Genomic DNA, 16,885 nt, shown 5'->3' with positions numbered 1-16,885 from the left:
AAACTAGTTAGTATTCAATATACGATCGATGAATGCATAAGCTTCCATTCGTGTTTCATAAGGAAAATCATGCCCGGCTTCGGGATAAGCCACGTGAAGATACGCCCCAGCTCCGAGGAACTGGTAGACCTCCCCAACGTATGCAATGCCCGCCGTCACTCCTTCAATCGCGAAATTTTGATCGCCAACCGGAGAATTGGAATAGAACGCTCGCGGGGCTATGGCGGCGATCGCTTCGTCGAAATCAAACGGCACGCGGGCGGGCTCGAGACCGTATCGTTGGCGGAGCAATGGCATGTACCGATCCTGCGCCCATGGCCCCAGCTTACCCCCGTAGGCTTTGGTCCCCGCCTCACCGATATCGTAATGGTCAAAAAGCGTCCAACCGCAACTGGAAACAACCACTTTTAGCCGTTCATCGAAACCGCCAACGAAGATTGCGTTGTGCCCTCCTAATGAATGGCCTATTACGCCAATCCGGTTGGCATCAACATCCGTCCTTGCCACTAAGAGGTCTATCGCACGGATATGATTGAATATGGCTTTCATCGTGCCCGATGCATACCGATCTGCTGAAAAATCGTAATCTTTCAGATCTCCAAAACTGGGATAGTCAGGAGCGATAACGACGTAACCCTTTTCGGCCAGTTCTTTGGCATATGCCCTATTCGGCAATTTGCCTTCCCCATCCACAATTCCCTTGCCGGCACCGCCGGTGCTATGCAATACCAGCATTGCTGGGTGCTGTTTCTTTTTCCCTGACGATTTGGGGACGTACAGAAAAGCAGACACCCACTCATCCGGTGCTGCTAGGTATCGAATATTGAACCGGGTATAACCCGCGCGCTTTTCCTGCGAAATAACCTGCACCTGCGGCACACCTAGTCCGGAGGTATCAGGCAAATCACCCATCACCAACTGCATACCAGCCAGTACTTGGTCCCGTTTTTTTTGCCAATCTGCGAGCGTCTGCACCTTTCGCTCGCGCCCTTTCTCATCCGTATATGCGAGCAGTTTGGACAGACGCTCGTCGTTTTCTTTACGCCATGAAAATACTGTCTTGAATGTTACCCGATCACCTTTCCAGGCATTTGTCAACCAAACCTTATCACCTTTTGTTAATTTTGCATGATCCGGTTGGTCGGTAAAGACCTTTTTTCTATCCGCTTTCACTACTTGCGCGATGTACTCATGCGTCTCGGTCAACATTGCCGTGCCAGCATAGTGCTGGTGGAAGTTCAGCTCGCTGTCTGTGGTGATGTCTTTCCCGTCTAGGCCCGCTACACCGAAATACCCCACCAATAGGTCATCTTTCAGCTTTAGACGCATGATGCTTTCGGACTCGAAAACCGCTGTAGCTGGATGCACCGTCGTACGGTAAGCATTGGTTAAATGGAAAACGCCGGACAGGGAATTTCTGGCAGCACCAGACTCAATTGAATCCAGCGCCACGGTCATTTCATTATGCTCGAGATTGACCTGCAGCACAGTTCCTTGGATGGGATGGCTTTCGAACACCCTGCCATTCACATCCAGAAAGGTACCGTCCGTGAAATAAACCCGCTGCGGGATATGATTGCTATCCAACGTAATTACCGCCGTATTGGCGTCGGTCTTTATACCATAGTGCTGAAAAACCTTGGTCGAATTCAATGTATCGCGGATGATCAGGTCAAGCGCTCCGCTGCGGGATACAGCAATCGCAGTCCCATGCCCACTGTCTGGATCGACCTGCTTAACAGACAATATAAAAGGATCAGCGTTGAAGGTCTCAAAAACCCCCACGAATGTACTGCTAAGTGGTTTCGAATCAACGGATTTCCGCGTTGCCAGCATGTATTTCAACAGGTGGTTCTTAGCCCTTGGTTTATCATACGCGTCGGCCGTGTATACGGTTTGCCCTTCGGAAGGCATCACGTGAATCCGCAGCTGCGCGCTGGAATCATTGATATGCTTGAAGGCTAGGATGGGCTTGCCTTGATCCAAGCGCCGTACATTGAAAAGATGTTGGAAGCCCGACCCTCCATAGCCACTATACCCGATGGAATCCCCGCTTTTTTCGAGCAGGTCATTGTCATAGATTTGCCCGAGTTCTACATCGGGACCGGCAAACGTGCCGGGCTGAATGGCACTCCAGCTACCACTGGAAAAGCTTGCCTCGCCTGGAGGACCATGCAGGGAATAGTCGTGCTGTCCCCCCCCTTGCAGGTGGAAAAAATCGACCACGTATCGTTCATTCTCATTCCCGCTCACCAAGACCAGGTTCCGGCGGTATTGGTTGACGTGCTGGTAGGCTTTTGATTCCACATCGATGCTTTGCACAAAATCACCTTCAGAAAAGTGATGAAGTACACCCGGCCGATTACTGTTCTGCCGGATTTTGTCAACCACCACGGTGTTGTGAGACACCGTGTTCTTCGACCAGGTATAAATTCCCCGCACATAATTATTCATGGCATCCGGGTAACCCAGGTCGGGCATCATTTTCTGCCCATTGGCAAACAACTCAAAATTCAAAAAATCCCAATGGTAGTGAGCATAATGCATTCCATATTTAATCGCTAACGCTGTTTCGTCGGCGCGGTCATTCAATATGCCCAGCCCATACCCTGCAAAAAGACGGGAACCAGCTGGCGGCAGTAGTCGGCCCTCGGAGGTGGTGTTTTCCCTGCCCACCGGCGTCCGAAACAGCGACTCATAGGTCGTAAAATATTCGTCTTCCGATTGGTTAAGCCAAGCGATATAAGTAGAGTCGCCCCAAGCCGAATATGCAGCCTGGTAGGTTTCCGAATTCTGACCGGTTATATCTCCCAGCACATCGCTACCATCTCCAAGAGCCGGTGTATACCGACCGATGGCCAGCGATTGAATTGGCGCATCCAGTATGTGTTTTAATTTCGGACTCTTGTATAAATCCACTCCTTGCTTACGGAGAAAATTGGCCATCACAGCAAGGTAACGGATCCAAAGCGAGTTATATTGGGGAGATTCCAACGGAAAACCGTCCCTAAACACCTGATTGTAGAGCGCGTAATTTATCCCCATTTTACTCCGGGTCTCACCGGGGTCTTCCAGCAGTAAATGTATATATTTACCCAGGTCTGCATGCTGCCGGGCAAGACCGACAGCCAGAACCGCGCTCTGGTGCATACCAAAATTGCCAAGGACCTTATTAGCCTCAAATGCACGCAATGCTTCCTCCAAATAGTTGGCTTCGATGTATGCCCTGATTTCTTGGCCCGTCTTACCCAGGTGTTGCTGTAGGGCGAGATTATCATCGATACTACCCCAAACCGCATCATAGGCTTCTGCACCGGTGAGGACCAAAAAAGTTTCCCAAATCGCGTTCACAATCTTTCCGCGATATACCGAGTTACGGGCCTTCATCATCAGACCATATCTTGATTGCTCTTCGTAATTCATAGAAGGATATACTTCGGCCACCCGATGCAGCATCAAAGCTGCCTTATGCGCGTAGGCAGTATTTCCCGTCAGCTGGTATGCCCGAGCGAGATTCAGGATTCCGGGCATGACATGCCTATGCCACACCCAGTGATTCGCATAAGCGACAAACCAGTATCGTTCGCCGTCGGGCGCCACCCAACCCCAGCCTTCATCTACGTATGAGGTGTCGCTGGTTGATTTCTCGATAGATCCACTTTTGTAGTATGTGGCGTAATCATTGGCAGGGAACACTTCGCTACCGATCGGGCACTTCACCTGAAAAGGATGCTTTGGGTCAACAATCCATGGATAGGCACCTCCTTTGTTGAACACTTCCGCTCCGTGGATAGGACACCCGGTTGCATTCAGGTCAAATGCTCGGGGAACCCGGGCATCAGCCATCAGGTCGAGAATGGCTTGGTCCTCCCAACCCACCCAATAGTCGGCGGCGTTGATAATATCATTGGCAATGCGCTTTGCTCCGGTATTGGCTGTAATGTTCCTGCGGGCTATCTCGATATCGCTATCGCTATAAAACAACCGATCTGTTTTCAAGGGATACTGTGCAACACGCGGCGGTTCTTGCTTGAACGACGGTAGCATAAAGCCGCTATGCTGCTGGGCTGACGACGGCAGGCAGGACATGCCCAACGCAACTACTGCCAAAGAAATCCTAATCGCAAAGAGCCTATTGAACACGATCATGTTTTCCGGTACTTTCTGAAGATTTCGGGAATATTATACACCGGCATGCTATCCAGATTCGGCTGGATGACATGGCGCACATTTTCACCCAGTACCTTTCTTTTTACTGCTAATGGCAGGCTTGAAAACACCACCCATCCGAGCTGTTGCCGCGGGTCGCGCATGGGCAGGTCGGACCCATACATGATGCGGTCTTCGCCAGCACCTTCCACAAGGTATTCGACGATGCCCAACTGTACCGGCGTTAAGGTAATCTCCGCATAAATGTTGGGATACTTTTTCATCGCCGCAATAGCCATATCGGCCATTTTGAAGTTGCTTCCCGCATGTGCGATCACCCAGCGAACATTCGGGTACTTCGGCGCGAGTGTCTCTATTTCCTGCAAATCCGGACGTGTGCTGTGCAGCAAGCCATATAAGTGATGTTCATTTCCGTATTTCCACCAGACATCATAGGATGGGTCATTGTATGGGATACCATAGTGAAGGTAAGGCTTCATGCCAATGAACCGTTTATCTTTATACACTTCCGGAATCATCTTCTTCAATTCCGCTTGGGAATAATGCGCTGGATCGAAGTTAGCCAACCCCCAATATCCTTCAGGCGCCGCATCCAAGGCCTCGGTTGCCGTTACATTGCCATTTGCCGAATCAACACTCACTACACCATTCCAACTCATGATCCCTCCGCCCACATATCCCAACCGTTTTGTCAATTTAAAAACACCGCTAGGCCCCCCATGGTACATTCGGTAATGCCAACCGGTCCCATTTAGGCCCTCATGCAGGATGTGCATATGCATATCGATGATGGGTGCGGGTACAGGCTTTCCATGCCGTATGGCGCGCATCAGCATATCTTCCTGGCTATTTTCCCGAGCAGCCGGAGGACGCAGGCCGCGCAATAGCCTACTCAGGTTACCGCCGGCAACCTTTTCACGGGCTTCTCGGGGTATGTCAGCATAGTCCACATAGGTTCGATGTGCTCCTGCAGACATCGTTGGAGCATTGGATACAAAAACAAGCTGATCGATATATCCGTCATGATACAACGATTCCAACCCTTCATTAATCTGAAAATTTTCAAAGCTGATGTGAAGATTCTTAAACGCTGACAACATCGGAAGAATCGTCCGTTGGAAGGACCAATACACGCCTATAAGCAGTACAGGGAGGTCTTTATACGTATTCAGCAGCTCTTTAACGCCACCCAATCCGCCAAATTCCTCGGGTCGGATAATCGTCAAAATGCGATTTTCCATCAGCCAGCCAAAAAGCGCTATAGCCTCTGGGGTTTTCCAGTCCCAATTATTGCCTGTCGGATGTACAGTCACCGCGCGCACGTCATGTTCTTGCATCAATGCACCCAATTCTTTGGGAGCAGGAAACTCATCCGTATTGGCGGGCATCAAATTCCATATCGCAAAAAGATGGGGATACGGCTTCAATCGGCTACTTAAGTCCAGGTTGGAATACATCGGGTCATAGGTCACAGAAAGAACCGAAGCCACCAATGCTCCGGATATCGAACAATGCTCCATCTCATCGACCAGGTGTTTCAGGCTCCAACGCTCTGCCGGATGTTTACCTCGTTTCGGACCGATATTCGTAAATCCATCAAAAAATATAAGCGGCTGCTCATCAGCGCCCCATGAAAACGATGGTAACGTACCCGCTAGTGCAAGCGTCATACCGCCTAACGCACTTCGCTTGATAAAATCTCTTCTTGATTGGTTGTTCATGAGCTTCTCGTGTATCTTTAGTGTTAGGTGAATTAATCCGCAAGCAGCTTTTTCATGGCCGCAAGCACTATTCCTTCTGCTTCGGCGGTGACCCCGGAGGCCGGGCCGGCTTCGTAGCCGCCCTCTTCGTACGCTGCTGCCGGACAAATGTATCCTGGCGCGTAGTCGCCATAGCCCGCTACGGCAACAAACAAATCCTTTCGCATCTTTTTTGCCGCAAGTTGAAATGCAATTAAAGGTTCACCAGGCAAATGCAGGATGCGTGCACGCCCAAGTTTCAAACACGACAAGGCGATGAACTTTCCCTTGGATTGCCGTTTATGCAAGACCAATTTGTAGACATTATTGGCCAAATAAATCGGATTGTGATCGGCCAATTCCTGTTCCAACTGGATTGCATCTTGCGAAATGGGCAGGTGAAGGGGCTCGGTCGCCCAGTCAATATCACTGGGAGCCAGCGGATACTTCGACGTGTTTTCCCAAGCTCCTTCCATTCCCGCAGCAAGGCGGCTGGCAAGCACCCACCTCTTTTCAGGCGACCCATCGTTGTACTTCCCCGCGGTAATATCGCCACCCGCGCCATTGAAATGGATGTGAAGCGCTTCAGGCACCTTCATTTGGCGCAAGAACCTAGCGATTCCCGGGAAATCCGGATTCGCATTGCCCGTCCGGTAATAACTTTGTGGATGAACGGCATAATAACTCAGGACAGCAACAGGTTTATCATCCTCCCAGAAACTGATCAGCGATACATCGGGATCGATCAATCCCTCGGGGTACGCCCTGATCTTTGGATCGCGGGTAGCAGAAGTGCGGCCGATCGTGGCCTTGCCATCCCGGTCTAATATCCGGCGATTAGAAGCCACTTTCTCTACCTGTGATGTTCCTAGGCCGATATGCGTTACACGCTTGGGCTGCGTCATCGCGTGCCGGACCGCACTATCCAGATCTACCAATAACGCTCGAGCGAAGGATCCATCAAAATTAATGGGGTCCATTCCTTTACTCAACAACAGCGCCTCGGCTCCAAAATCACAGGTTGGCGCATCGTGTTGGTGTACCGTATGTACAGCCACCCGATCAGGCACGGTGCCCGCAGCTTCTGCCAAAACACGTTTGAATTCATCCTGTCCTTCGTTTGCGATACCAATCCAGTCGACCGAGCATAGCACAATCGGGTCCCCGGATCCACAGATAACAATCCCCTTGGCACGAAGCCCCATATCCCAGGTATGTGTCATGCGGTCATAGGTCAGGTAACTGCCTACCGGTGGCGTGGCATCTACATCAAAAACGTGGATGTTTACAGACCCGGGGTCTTCCTGCGCACTCAACGGCTGGCCGAAAGCAACCATCAGAACGAGTAATCCCGAAATAACGATGCACTTATGGTTGTATTTTCTCATACACTTTTCAATGAGCTTCTGTTTTCGTAAACTTTGGTAACCGCATTCACGATATCGTCCATGTCCTCCCTGCCTCCCAAAAGCACGGCCGAACCCCAAAATGCCACCAAGGTTCTATCCGTTATTTCATCGCATTTCGGCAGGTTCATTGATTCGCGATAGCTGCGCAGTCGCTGCTCGGTATAGAATCGCTTATAGACCTGTTGGTTCAGAATCGTATCGACCCAGGGTGCGCGATGTAAGCCTTCGCGGATGTATGAGGTGAAGGGAACCCCTTCGGCTTGTATAGCTTTCAAAAACTGTGCGCGATCCACACCGCCAAACTCCTCGCTATCATATTTCATGGCATAGTTGTAGTACGAGCCACTTTCCGTGCCCTCATATTGCTTCTGAGGTGTTAGGCCGGGAATAGCCATTAGCTTTTCGCTAAGGTATTTGGCGTTTGCGTCACGAGTCTCGAAACGGCTCTTCGCTTCGTCCAATTGTCCCATCAAGATCGCCCCCTCAAACTCATTCATGCGGTATTTTGGCCCAATCCTTTCGTTTTTCCCGGCCCGAGAGGCTCCACGATTTTGTACGGTGAAACACTCCTCCATCATCGCTTGGTTGTTGCCCACCACTGCTCCACCTTCGCCACAGGCAATAGCTTTACTCGCCTGGAAGCTGAAGCAACCTAGATCACCGATTACCCCAACCGGTTTACCTTGGTATCTCGAAAACGGTGCTTGGCATGCATCTTCGATGACCAATAGTCCATGCTTCTTCGCAATCGCCATGATCCGCTCCATATTTGCCGGTAATCCCATGATGTGTACCGGCATGATCGCCTTGGTATTCGGGGTAATGTGTTTTTCCACTTCATCAGGATCGAGCTGGAACGATTCCGAATCCAAATCGACCAAAACGGGGAGCGCCCGGCTGGTCAGTATCGCTGATATCGTACCGAAATCGGTATATGGTGAGGTAATCACCTCATCACCGGGGCCAATATTCAATGCTTCCACACATGTGCTGAGGGCTTGTGTACCCGATCCCGTGGCCACACAGAAGTCGGATCCGATAAGCCCCGAAAACGCTTTTTCAAAGGTAGCTACCGTACCTTGGGCCGATTGTATCCGGCTCCATTTGCCGCTTTTCGTTGTTTCAACGATCTTGCTAATGACGTTATCATCCACATGCGGCCAAGCCGGCCAAGATTTGCCTTCGCGAATGGCTTTGCCGCCCAATAAAGCTAGTTTACCATCATTCGGGTACGTTAACGTTACTCCCGCCAACGACTCCAGTGCACCTGCTGTCATCGCAGTGGCAACACCAATCCCGGCCTGTCCGATAAACCGTCTGCGGCTCCATGTTTCTTTATCCATAGCTAATTTATTTGTTTGCAGATTTAATAATTTAAAACCTCACCTAACTCGGCACCTCTGTCAGTCCATCGATAGGTAGTGGGCGGTTCATCTAAATTATATAAAATGAGATACATGAAAATTAAACGACAAGATAATTGAATTGCCTGCGCCCAATATTTACCCACTTACCTCAACAAATATGCGGTTTATAACATTATATAAACGCAAATATATATGCAAATTTTAAATAAAAAAGCTTTTTCTAAGTTTTTTATTTCGGTTTGTCACTATCGACCTTTAAATTTTCGGCTATAATGCGTTCTCAACGGAAGAATCGCCAACCATTGGTTTTGCTAACGAGATCGACTATTTGATCATAAAATTAGATGAGACATAGCGAATAGGACCGGTCCGTTCTATTATAATATCGCATTTCTGTCTAAAACAAATACGCGGGTACTCTGACTGTAATCGTTACCCTTTAGGTCCTTGTAAATTAAGTCGAGGTAAAACGCTTTATATCCTTGGTTAGGCAAGGAAACCGATGTAGATATGGATGACGTTCTGCCGTCGGCACGAAGATCGGACGACGACCAAGATTCATCCCTAAAATCCCGGTCTTCGGAGTGGGCGGACCACAATCGCACGCCCTCCAAGTGTTTCGGCGTCGCTTCGATATCGACGAATACCTTCCCATCGCGTATCGAGGTTTTCCATTTGGTCAATGGATAAGGCTCCCCGCGTGCAGTAAATCCAAAGAATGCCCCCAATGCCCGAAAGGCTTGCTTCCCATCGCCGAGATCATGCCCAGCATTGGGCACATAATGCAACAGGTTCTGCCCCGGAATGCTGTCTAAGTAATGCTTAATGGCATCCACGACCCAATACGGGTCATTGGTACCATTGAAAATCATCTTGGGCATGGTCAGTTTCGATCGATAGGAATAGGGATCGACCATCGTTACGATATTCCGCCCTGATTCCGTGCCCATCCCCTGAGGAATACCCAAATCAGTATAGTCCTTTATCTCCTCGCTATATTCTTCATAAGCCGCTATCTGGTAACTAAGATTAGCCGGCATATTCACCACATCAATGACAATCGGAGCGATTGCCTTCACCCGCTTATCCCCGGATGCGCCCGTCAGCCAAGTCGTCCATCCACGCTTAGATGCGCCTGCGACGACGAAATCCGCTACTTTCTGATGTAACTCGCGCGCCGTGAATTCCTGTATGGCATCCATCGCTCGGAGCGCACTTTTGGTCATTGGAAACAAGAGTGGCCACGTGTAATCGTTATCTTGCTGGTAATTATGCAACGTCATCGAAATCAATGCATCTTCGCGTCTGCCGCCGTACAGTGGTTGCATAGGTACTTGCTTGAGGACGGCTGTAATGGCCTTGTTTTCCATTGCAATCCGACCCACTGCCCGGACAACACCATTTTTCCGCGGATCTCGCCAGTTGGGTTCGCCCAGGCTATCCACGCTCCCACCATCAATAAAAAGCAGGGCAGTTGAACGCTTCACCTTTTTAGGAACAATAACGGTTAATTGGTGTTTCCAAACATGACCATGCCATGTTTGCGACGTCAATGCAATGTCGTAAGCCGTAATCGGTCCTTCCTTGATAACGTCCTTCAATTCCCAAGCGTAAGAACCATCGTTCATCCCTAGGTAGTGGTACAGTGCGTCTTCCGGGGTAACTTCATCCGTTGCAGTCTGCCCGTAGCCAACGGAAAGACACAAACTGCCTACCCACAAAAAGCTCAATAAGACTTTTTTCATATTTCTTCAACTAGTCAGTTCATCGTCAATCATTCGTGATAAAGCGCTGCTACCAAGGCCAGTGCCTCATCGATATAAATTTCCCCGGTCATTTCCCCGAGACTGGTACGTGTGATGTAAGCATATCGTTGGAAACTATCGAAGTCAACTTTTGTCAGCATATAACCGAATGCATCATTGGTGAGCCCAAAAAGGAAGGGATAATCCGACTTCATTTTTCGTTTCAGGTAATATCCGATATTGGGTAATGCTTCCCCGGGAATAGTCAATATTGTCGCGGGTCCAACCTTCACGGCATTGATACGTGTCGTGATTTGATTTGGTGCCGGTGAAGGGTAGCTGAGGGGTGATTGGTTCAAAATATATTGCATCACAGCGGTTTCAACCGGGAAAGTGACTTGCTTCGATAGGCACCTTAGCTCGGGATCTGTCACCACCTGCCCGTCGTGTATCAATCTGATGGCTTCATCAGCAAGCAATGTACCGATCCGGACACATTCTGCCCAAAGTTCTGAGGTCTCTTCCGACTTAGCCTGACGGTTGTCTGCCGTAACCATGCCACCCAACGCCCCATTCATAAATAGGGCCACACCGCCTACACGGTCTTCAATGCGTTCATATAACGGTCCGCAAAGATCTGGGCTTAGCACGCCTCGTTTGGAGCCAATCGTCTCTGGATGCACGGCATAGTTGACCAAGGTGGCGATGACGTTACCGTTCATGGCAACAGCCTGCATAACGCTGCAACGCGGATCGTACAGCTCCTCCGCATAGTAATTGAAGGCGATGCGTCCATTCGCGGCTCCCATAGCAACTTTCAACGTGGCCGGCTCCAGTTTTCTTACCGCTTCATTGACCGCATCTGCCATCTGCCGGACACAAAAATCGAGGTACGCTAAATCGGCATGATGTACCCCATGCTCATCAGGGAACCCATAAGCATCAGGAGCGCTGTGTGTATGGGTTGCCCCAATGAGGATGTTCTCCGGAGGAATACCGGTAATCATTGCGCGCGCGCGGTCACCCAATACAGCAGGCCAACCCAAGTTGTCGATACTGACAAAAGCAATTCGTGTTCCGCTGGACTCAAGTACCAATGCACGTACAAACAAGTCTCCTTTTTGTATATGGGCTGGTCGGGGGGAGCCTACACCTCCGGAAACAGGCAAAAGGGGATCCGGGGTAATGACCCTTATCGCTGCTCCGGCACGAAAAGACTGCCCGTAGGCAACGGAAACTGCTGGCAGAAGGACAAATGCAAGGAGAAGTCCCCTTAAGCTGTATCCAAAACACAACAAGCAGCTTTTATAAAAAGCTGCTTGTTTGTTGTTACATTTCTTTTTCAATTTCACCTCGTTTCCATTTACCAGGGTTTTCCGGTGCCTTGCAGCAGCCATGGCTTAGACCAGGCACTATTCTTGTTGTCGGCCTGCGAATAAGCCGTCACTTCCAAACGTTCCAACGCTTGGTCCGCATTTTGGCGGTTGATGTTCAATTCATCCTGCATGTAATAAAAACGCACGGGGAGCACACCGCGTTTCGCAACCGGTCCTGCTTTCAAAGCTGGATATCCCGTTCGGCGAAAATCGAACCATGCCTCGGTAGCCGCTGTCCAACTAGCGATCCACTTTTGTTCCATGATCTGTTCCAGCGATCCATCGTAGGCTACGCCTATGTTATCAATGTAGCCTTGGTAGGTATCTCCAAGCATCCAAGCTTTCAATGACTGCTCGACGCCATGATTGTAGTGTTCTTGGGTGTTGCCGGTTGCCCAGCCCTTCAGCGAGGCCTCAGCCAGAATGAAGTGTACCTCTGCAGCCGACAAAAGACGTGCTTTCAACAATGGTCCGGACGCTTCTTTATAGCTATCGTTCAGGAACGATACGTGAGGATTATAAGAAGTCTGACCAGGGGTCGGGTTGAGATTATAGCTCGAGGGTAGTGCCGAAAAGCTTGGCGGTAAACCCACATAATCGGGATCCTGATCGACTATTGCACTACCCACTTTGTCTGGGGAAAGATAACGTACACCGTCTTCTATTTTATCGGTACCTGCCGGCAAATTGGGATCGACTTTCATGGAAACCTCAACCCTGTTGGCCCATATAGGCAATCTCGGATCGCTGAGTGCTTGCAGTTGATCGACTAATGTTGCGCACATCTTCACACGTCGGAAGTTACTTCCGCCCGTATCGTCAAATTTGAGGTTGTTTGGCCATGAATCGACCGATGAGGTCCCCTCGAATGCCAATACAGCATCGTCCCCAGCATCAACAATAATCGGATATTGTGCGGGATTTCCGGCAATTTTCTCGATGCCCGTCCTTGCCATATCCGGCATCTTATCCGAAATACGCATATAGTAGCGGAGCAGCAGCGAGTTGGCAAATTTACGCCATTGCGCAGGGTTGCCACCATAATAAACGTCCGCATCGCTATTAATCCCTACGTAGTCCGAAGACGATTTGGACAACAGCCCATTCGCCTGCTCCAGTTCACCGATAATCCCGGTATAAATCGACTCTTGCGTATCAAATTTTGGAAATAAGTATTCCGTTCCGCCTTCCTCCCCCTTCAATGCATCAGTGTATGGCGCATCCCCCCAAAGATCGGTAATCAACCCGAACATAAACGCGCGCATCACCAGCGCCACGCCCTGATGAAATTCCCAGCCCTCTTCAGCTGCACGCTTTTGGAGCAATGCGTTGTTACGTAACACATCATAGTAGCCGTTCCAGTTTTGGTCACCACCCCAATCGTAATCGTTGTGGTCTTCAAACCACGCGTCCTTTTGCGTATGCTGCACGACACCGGCGATGTCTTGGTAGCCTAGGTTCAAGTATAACTTGGCACTTTCAGTCAGTACCGTGGGAAGAATAAGATTCGGATTTACCTCCTCTTCCCCAACCCCATTCGGATCGATATTTATTTCGGTAAGGTCCTTGCACGCGCTGAAAAGCAGTAGCCCAACACAGATTCCCCATACCATTGTTTTCCCTGTTATCATACGTTCGATCTTATTTATCGCTTTCATGGTTTCCTCGATTTAGAAGTTAACACCCAATTTAAAACCAACCGGAATCACCCATGGGGTTACGTTATAGCGTTCAATTCCTTGTTTGAACTGGCTTCCTGCCTGCGCACCAGTTTCCTGCTGAAATGCCGTTTCCGGGTCGATGCCAATCTTCGATTTCGTCCACAGGATAATATTTCTACTATATATGGCGATATTCGCGTTACTGATACCCAACCTGCGGACAAAATTCGTAGGCAAATCATACCCCAACGAGATTTCCCTCAACTTGACATACGATGCATCGAACATCGCCGCTCGCATGAAATCCCAGGGATAGTTGTCGCTATACGGGATGTATTGGGTGCCCGCACCCCCCAGATTTTCAGTGTAACCAACAATATTGCCGTCATCGTCGTATTGGGCGATCACTCCCGGATTGAACACTCCACCATAGGGGAACGACTGACCTTCGTAGCTAAAGGGAAAACCGCCCATCTCCTGAGTGGGTCCACCAACAATATTAAAGCGATTACCACGGACTACAATTAAATCATTTTCAGTTAAATAATTCCTCAACGCCTCGCCTGTCATCCCATTTGGATTGATCAGGTTGTCCAAGAAACGTTGCGTACGCAGGTCGGACTCTCCGTAGCGGTAAGTCTGAGAAACAAAGTCTCCCCCAAAGCGCATATCCAGCGCGAAATTCAGCGAAAAACGCTTGTAACTCAGTGACGACATCACACCCATCGTGAAATCCGGGTTGAAGTTGCCGACTTTGTTATCGGTATTATTCATACTGACTGCCTGCCAAGAGCCTTGTTCATCCAATATTGGCCAACCGTAATACGGTGAGCTTTGATCTTCCACCGTTACTAGCTTCGCGTCGTACAAATCGCCGATCTCCTGTCCCACATACGTCCGCGCCCCACCTTTGGCATCGCCCCACAGATCATAGAAATCCTGCCCCTCTGCTAATTCCATAATCCGTGTGCGATTGCGGTACCAGTTTACGTTGATATCCCACCGCCAGTCGTTGGTCAATACCGGTGTACCACCTACCATAAGTTCAAATCCTTTGCTCCGTAGCAGTCCGGCATTGATATTCCTCGAGGTAAATCCACTGGATCCCGGCAGCTTGATGGAAATAATCTGGTTTTCGTTATCTACCCGATAATAGGTTCCCTCAAAGCGCAGGCGGTTATCCCAAAGGCCCACGTCGACACCATACTCGTAGGAGGTTGCAATTTCCGGCTTCAGACCAGGCAGCTTCAAACTCCCCTGTTTTGTTAATCGGGTTATATCGCTCCAAGCACCGGCATTTGCCAATACATTGAGTAAATTATAGGGACCTGTATCGTTACCCGCGCGGGCAATGCCCCCGCGAAGTTTGAACAGATTGACTTGCTGTGGCAGATTGAATACTTCATCTAACAGCACACTCAGGGAGGCCGATGGATAGAAATACGAGCGATTGCTTTCGGGCAAGGTACTCGACCAATCGTTCCGAGCTGTTACGTCGAGGTAAACCATATTGTTAAATCCGACATTGAGTACTCCATAAACGCTATTCACCGATTTTTCGGCAAGGTAACTGCCATAATTCAATCCCGATGGACCGATATTGGACAGCGTGTATAAGCCGGGGACAATCAATCCCGAGTTGTCCTTACTGGCATTGCTTACATCACGGTTGCGTACGTAGCGCGTGTTTCCACCTGCCGACACAGATAGATCCACCCAATTAAAACCTTGTTTGTACGTCGCTAAGAAATCGATATTTTGTTCCTGCCTGTGCAGATTGATGAGGCCATAAGCTCCACGGGCATCTTCGGTATAGCTGTAAGGAATCTTCGACTCTCGCTCCTCTTGGTAAATATCAACTGCGTAACGGGCCATCAAATCCAAATGGGGGGTAATCTGCCAGTCTGCACGCACATTTCCGAACACGCGATCTCGGATGAAACTATTACTCACGCCGTATGCCAGGAAGTATGGATTATTCTTATCATCGGGAGCCGGCGAAAGCTGCTGAATCTGCTCGCTGCCGTCAACCCAGTAGTTTTTCAGATCCAGGATGTTGACGTGTGGGGAAACCCCATATGCCCATTGCAGTGGATTCGCACCGCGGTTCGTTGCCGGCCGGTTATTCGAGCCGTTCCGGCTATAATCGATATTAGAAGAAACGGAGAAATTCGGATGCAGCTTCAAGGTCGAATTCATGTTAATTGAATTACGCGAAAGGTCCGTATTCGGGACGATACCACGATTGGTCATATTCGAATAAGATATCCGATAATTCATTCGATCGGTGTTGTTTGCAATAGATATCCCGTTGGTCGTAGTAATCCCTGTTTTGACAAAATTCTTCACATTATCTGGATACGACCGCAGTTCCGTGGGAATGGGATTACCGTTTTCGTCTAATGGGCTATTCCATTGGATGGCTTTGTATCCTTTATCAAGTTCGGGCCCGACACCACCGGCAGAACCTTCCTCGATCTGCAATACGCCACCTGGGAATGGATTGAAATCAGGAGTAAATGGAAAGACGCCGGTAGCAAACTGGCTATGCATATCCAGATACCTATACGGCATATCGAACACGGTATTGCTATTTACGGATACCGTCATTTTATTAACAGAGGCCCCTGATTTCGTGGTGATTAACACTACCCCATTGCCTGCACGTGAACCATACAGCGCTGCCGCACTCGGTCCTTTCAAAATGGATACACTTTCAATATCATCGGGATTCAAGCTGGAAATCGCATTACCATAATCAACCTTGTTATCCCGGCCGATCTGCGAGACATTGTTGAGGGTGTTGGCGATAGGCACACCGTCTACCACGAACAGCGGCTGGTTATCGCTGCTCAACGACGTGGCTCCGCGGATGACCATACTTACGGAAGATCCGGTACCGCCCGTCGAGCTGATCGCTACGCCGGGTACTTTCCCGGCCATGCCGCTCAGTACGTTTTCATTGGCTACACGCGATAGCTCGGCACCATCGACCTTGCCCACGGAATATCCCAGCGACCGTTCTTCCCGCTTGATACCCAAAGCGGTTACCACCACTTCATCCAGTGCTTCCTGTCCCGGTATCAACTCGATATTGATGGTGGTCTTGCCACCGATCATGATGGATGTCGTTTCATAACCTACTGCCTGAAAAACCAATGTTCCGCTTGAAGCAACATTATTGAGGGTATACCGACCCGCATCGTCGGTGGCCACGGCGCTATTGGTCCCCTCCAGGCTGACCGTTACCCCGGCTATCGGATTCCCGTCCGGTCCGGAGACAACACCAGATACATTCACCTGGCCTTGCGCCTGTGCATCCAGCTGCGTCAATAAGCAAATAACAAGGGAGAACAAAGCCCCGAGCCATTTTTTTCTAATTGTAGATTTTTTTAGTTTCATAACAATACATTTTGGT

At 49.6% G+C, this 16,885-nt stretch carries 8 protein-coding genes; all 8 read right to left on the bottom strand.

The features are described 5' to 3' along the window. Positions 1-3: 3 nt before the first annotated feature. Positions 4-4,149, bottom strand: a complete 4,146-nt coding sequence (locus IEV98_RS09635; RefSeq protein WP_188505631.1) for an alpha/beta fold hydrolase — start codon at positions 4,147-4,149, stop codon at positions 4-6. After that, entirely contained in the window at positions 4,146-5,891 is a 1,746-nt protein-coding gene (locus IEV98_RS09630) for an amidohydrolase family protein (protein WP_188505630.1), read from the bottom strand. The genes IEV98_RS09635 and IEV98_RS09630 overlap by 4 nt, the downstream gene beginning before the upstream one ends. 32 nt (positions 5,892-5,923) lie before the next feature. Then, positions 5,924-7,297 carry a hypothetical protein gene (locus IEV98_RS09625; protein ID WP_188505629.1) on the bottom strand — a complete coding sequence of 458 codons (1,374 nt, stop codon included), beginning with the start codon at positions 7,295-7,297 and terminating at the stop codon, positions 5,924-5,926. Next, a complete protein-coding gene (locus tag IEV98_RS09620) occupies positions 7,294-8,661 on the bottom strand; it encodes a DegT/DnrJ/EryC1/StrS family aminotransferase (RefSeq protein WP_188505628.1) in 1,368 nt (455 codons plus the stop codon). The genes IEV98_RS09625 and IEV98_RS09620 overlap by 4 nt, the downstream gene beginning before the upstream one ends. A 401-nt stretch (positions 8,662-9,062) precedes the next feature. Then, a complete protein-coding gene (locus IEV98_RS09615) occupies positions 9,063-10,430 on the bottom strand; it encodes a PhoPQ-activated pathogenicity-related family protein (protein ID WP_188505627.1) in 1,368 nt (455 codons plus the stop codon). 29 nt (positions 10,431-10,459) lie between these two features. After that, entirely contained in the window at positions 10,460-11,827 is a 1,368-nt protein-coding gene (locus tag IEV98_RS09610; protein WP_229738649.1) for a hypothetical protein, read from the bottom strand. Beyond that, positions 11,794-13,464 (bottom strand): SusD/RagB family nutrient-binding outer membrane lipoprotein, encoded by a 1,671-nt coding sequence (locus tag IEV98_RS09605; protein WP_188505626.1) that lies wholly within the window; start codon positions 13,462-13,464, stop codon positions 11,794-11,796. Before IEV98_RS09605 ends, IEV98_RS09610 begins: the two co-directional genes overlap by 34 nt. Positions 13,465-13,476: 12 nt before the next feature. Then, positions 13,477-16,869 (bottom strand): SusC/RagA family TonB-linked outer membrane protein, encoded by a 3,393-nt coding sequence (locus tag IEV98_RS09600; protein WP_188505625.1) that lies wholly within the window; start codon positions 16,867-16,869, stop codon positions 13,477-13,479. Between the last annotated feature and the right edge of the window lie 16 nt (positions 16,870-16,885).

The organism is Parapedobacter pyrenivorans, from assembly GCF_014636865.1.
Lineage (GTDB): Bacteria > Bacteroidota > Bacteroidia > Sphingobacteriales > Sphingobacteriaceae > Parapedobacter > Parapedobacter pyrenivorans.
Note: the sequence above shows the minus strand (reverse complement) of the source record. Positions and strands in the feature narration are given on the sequence as shown.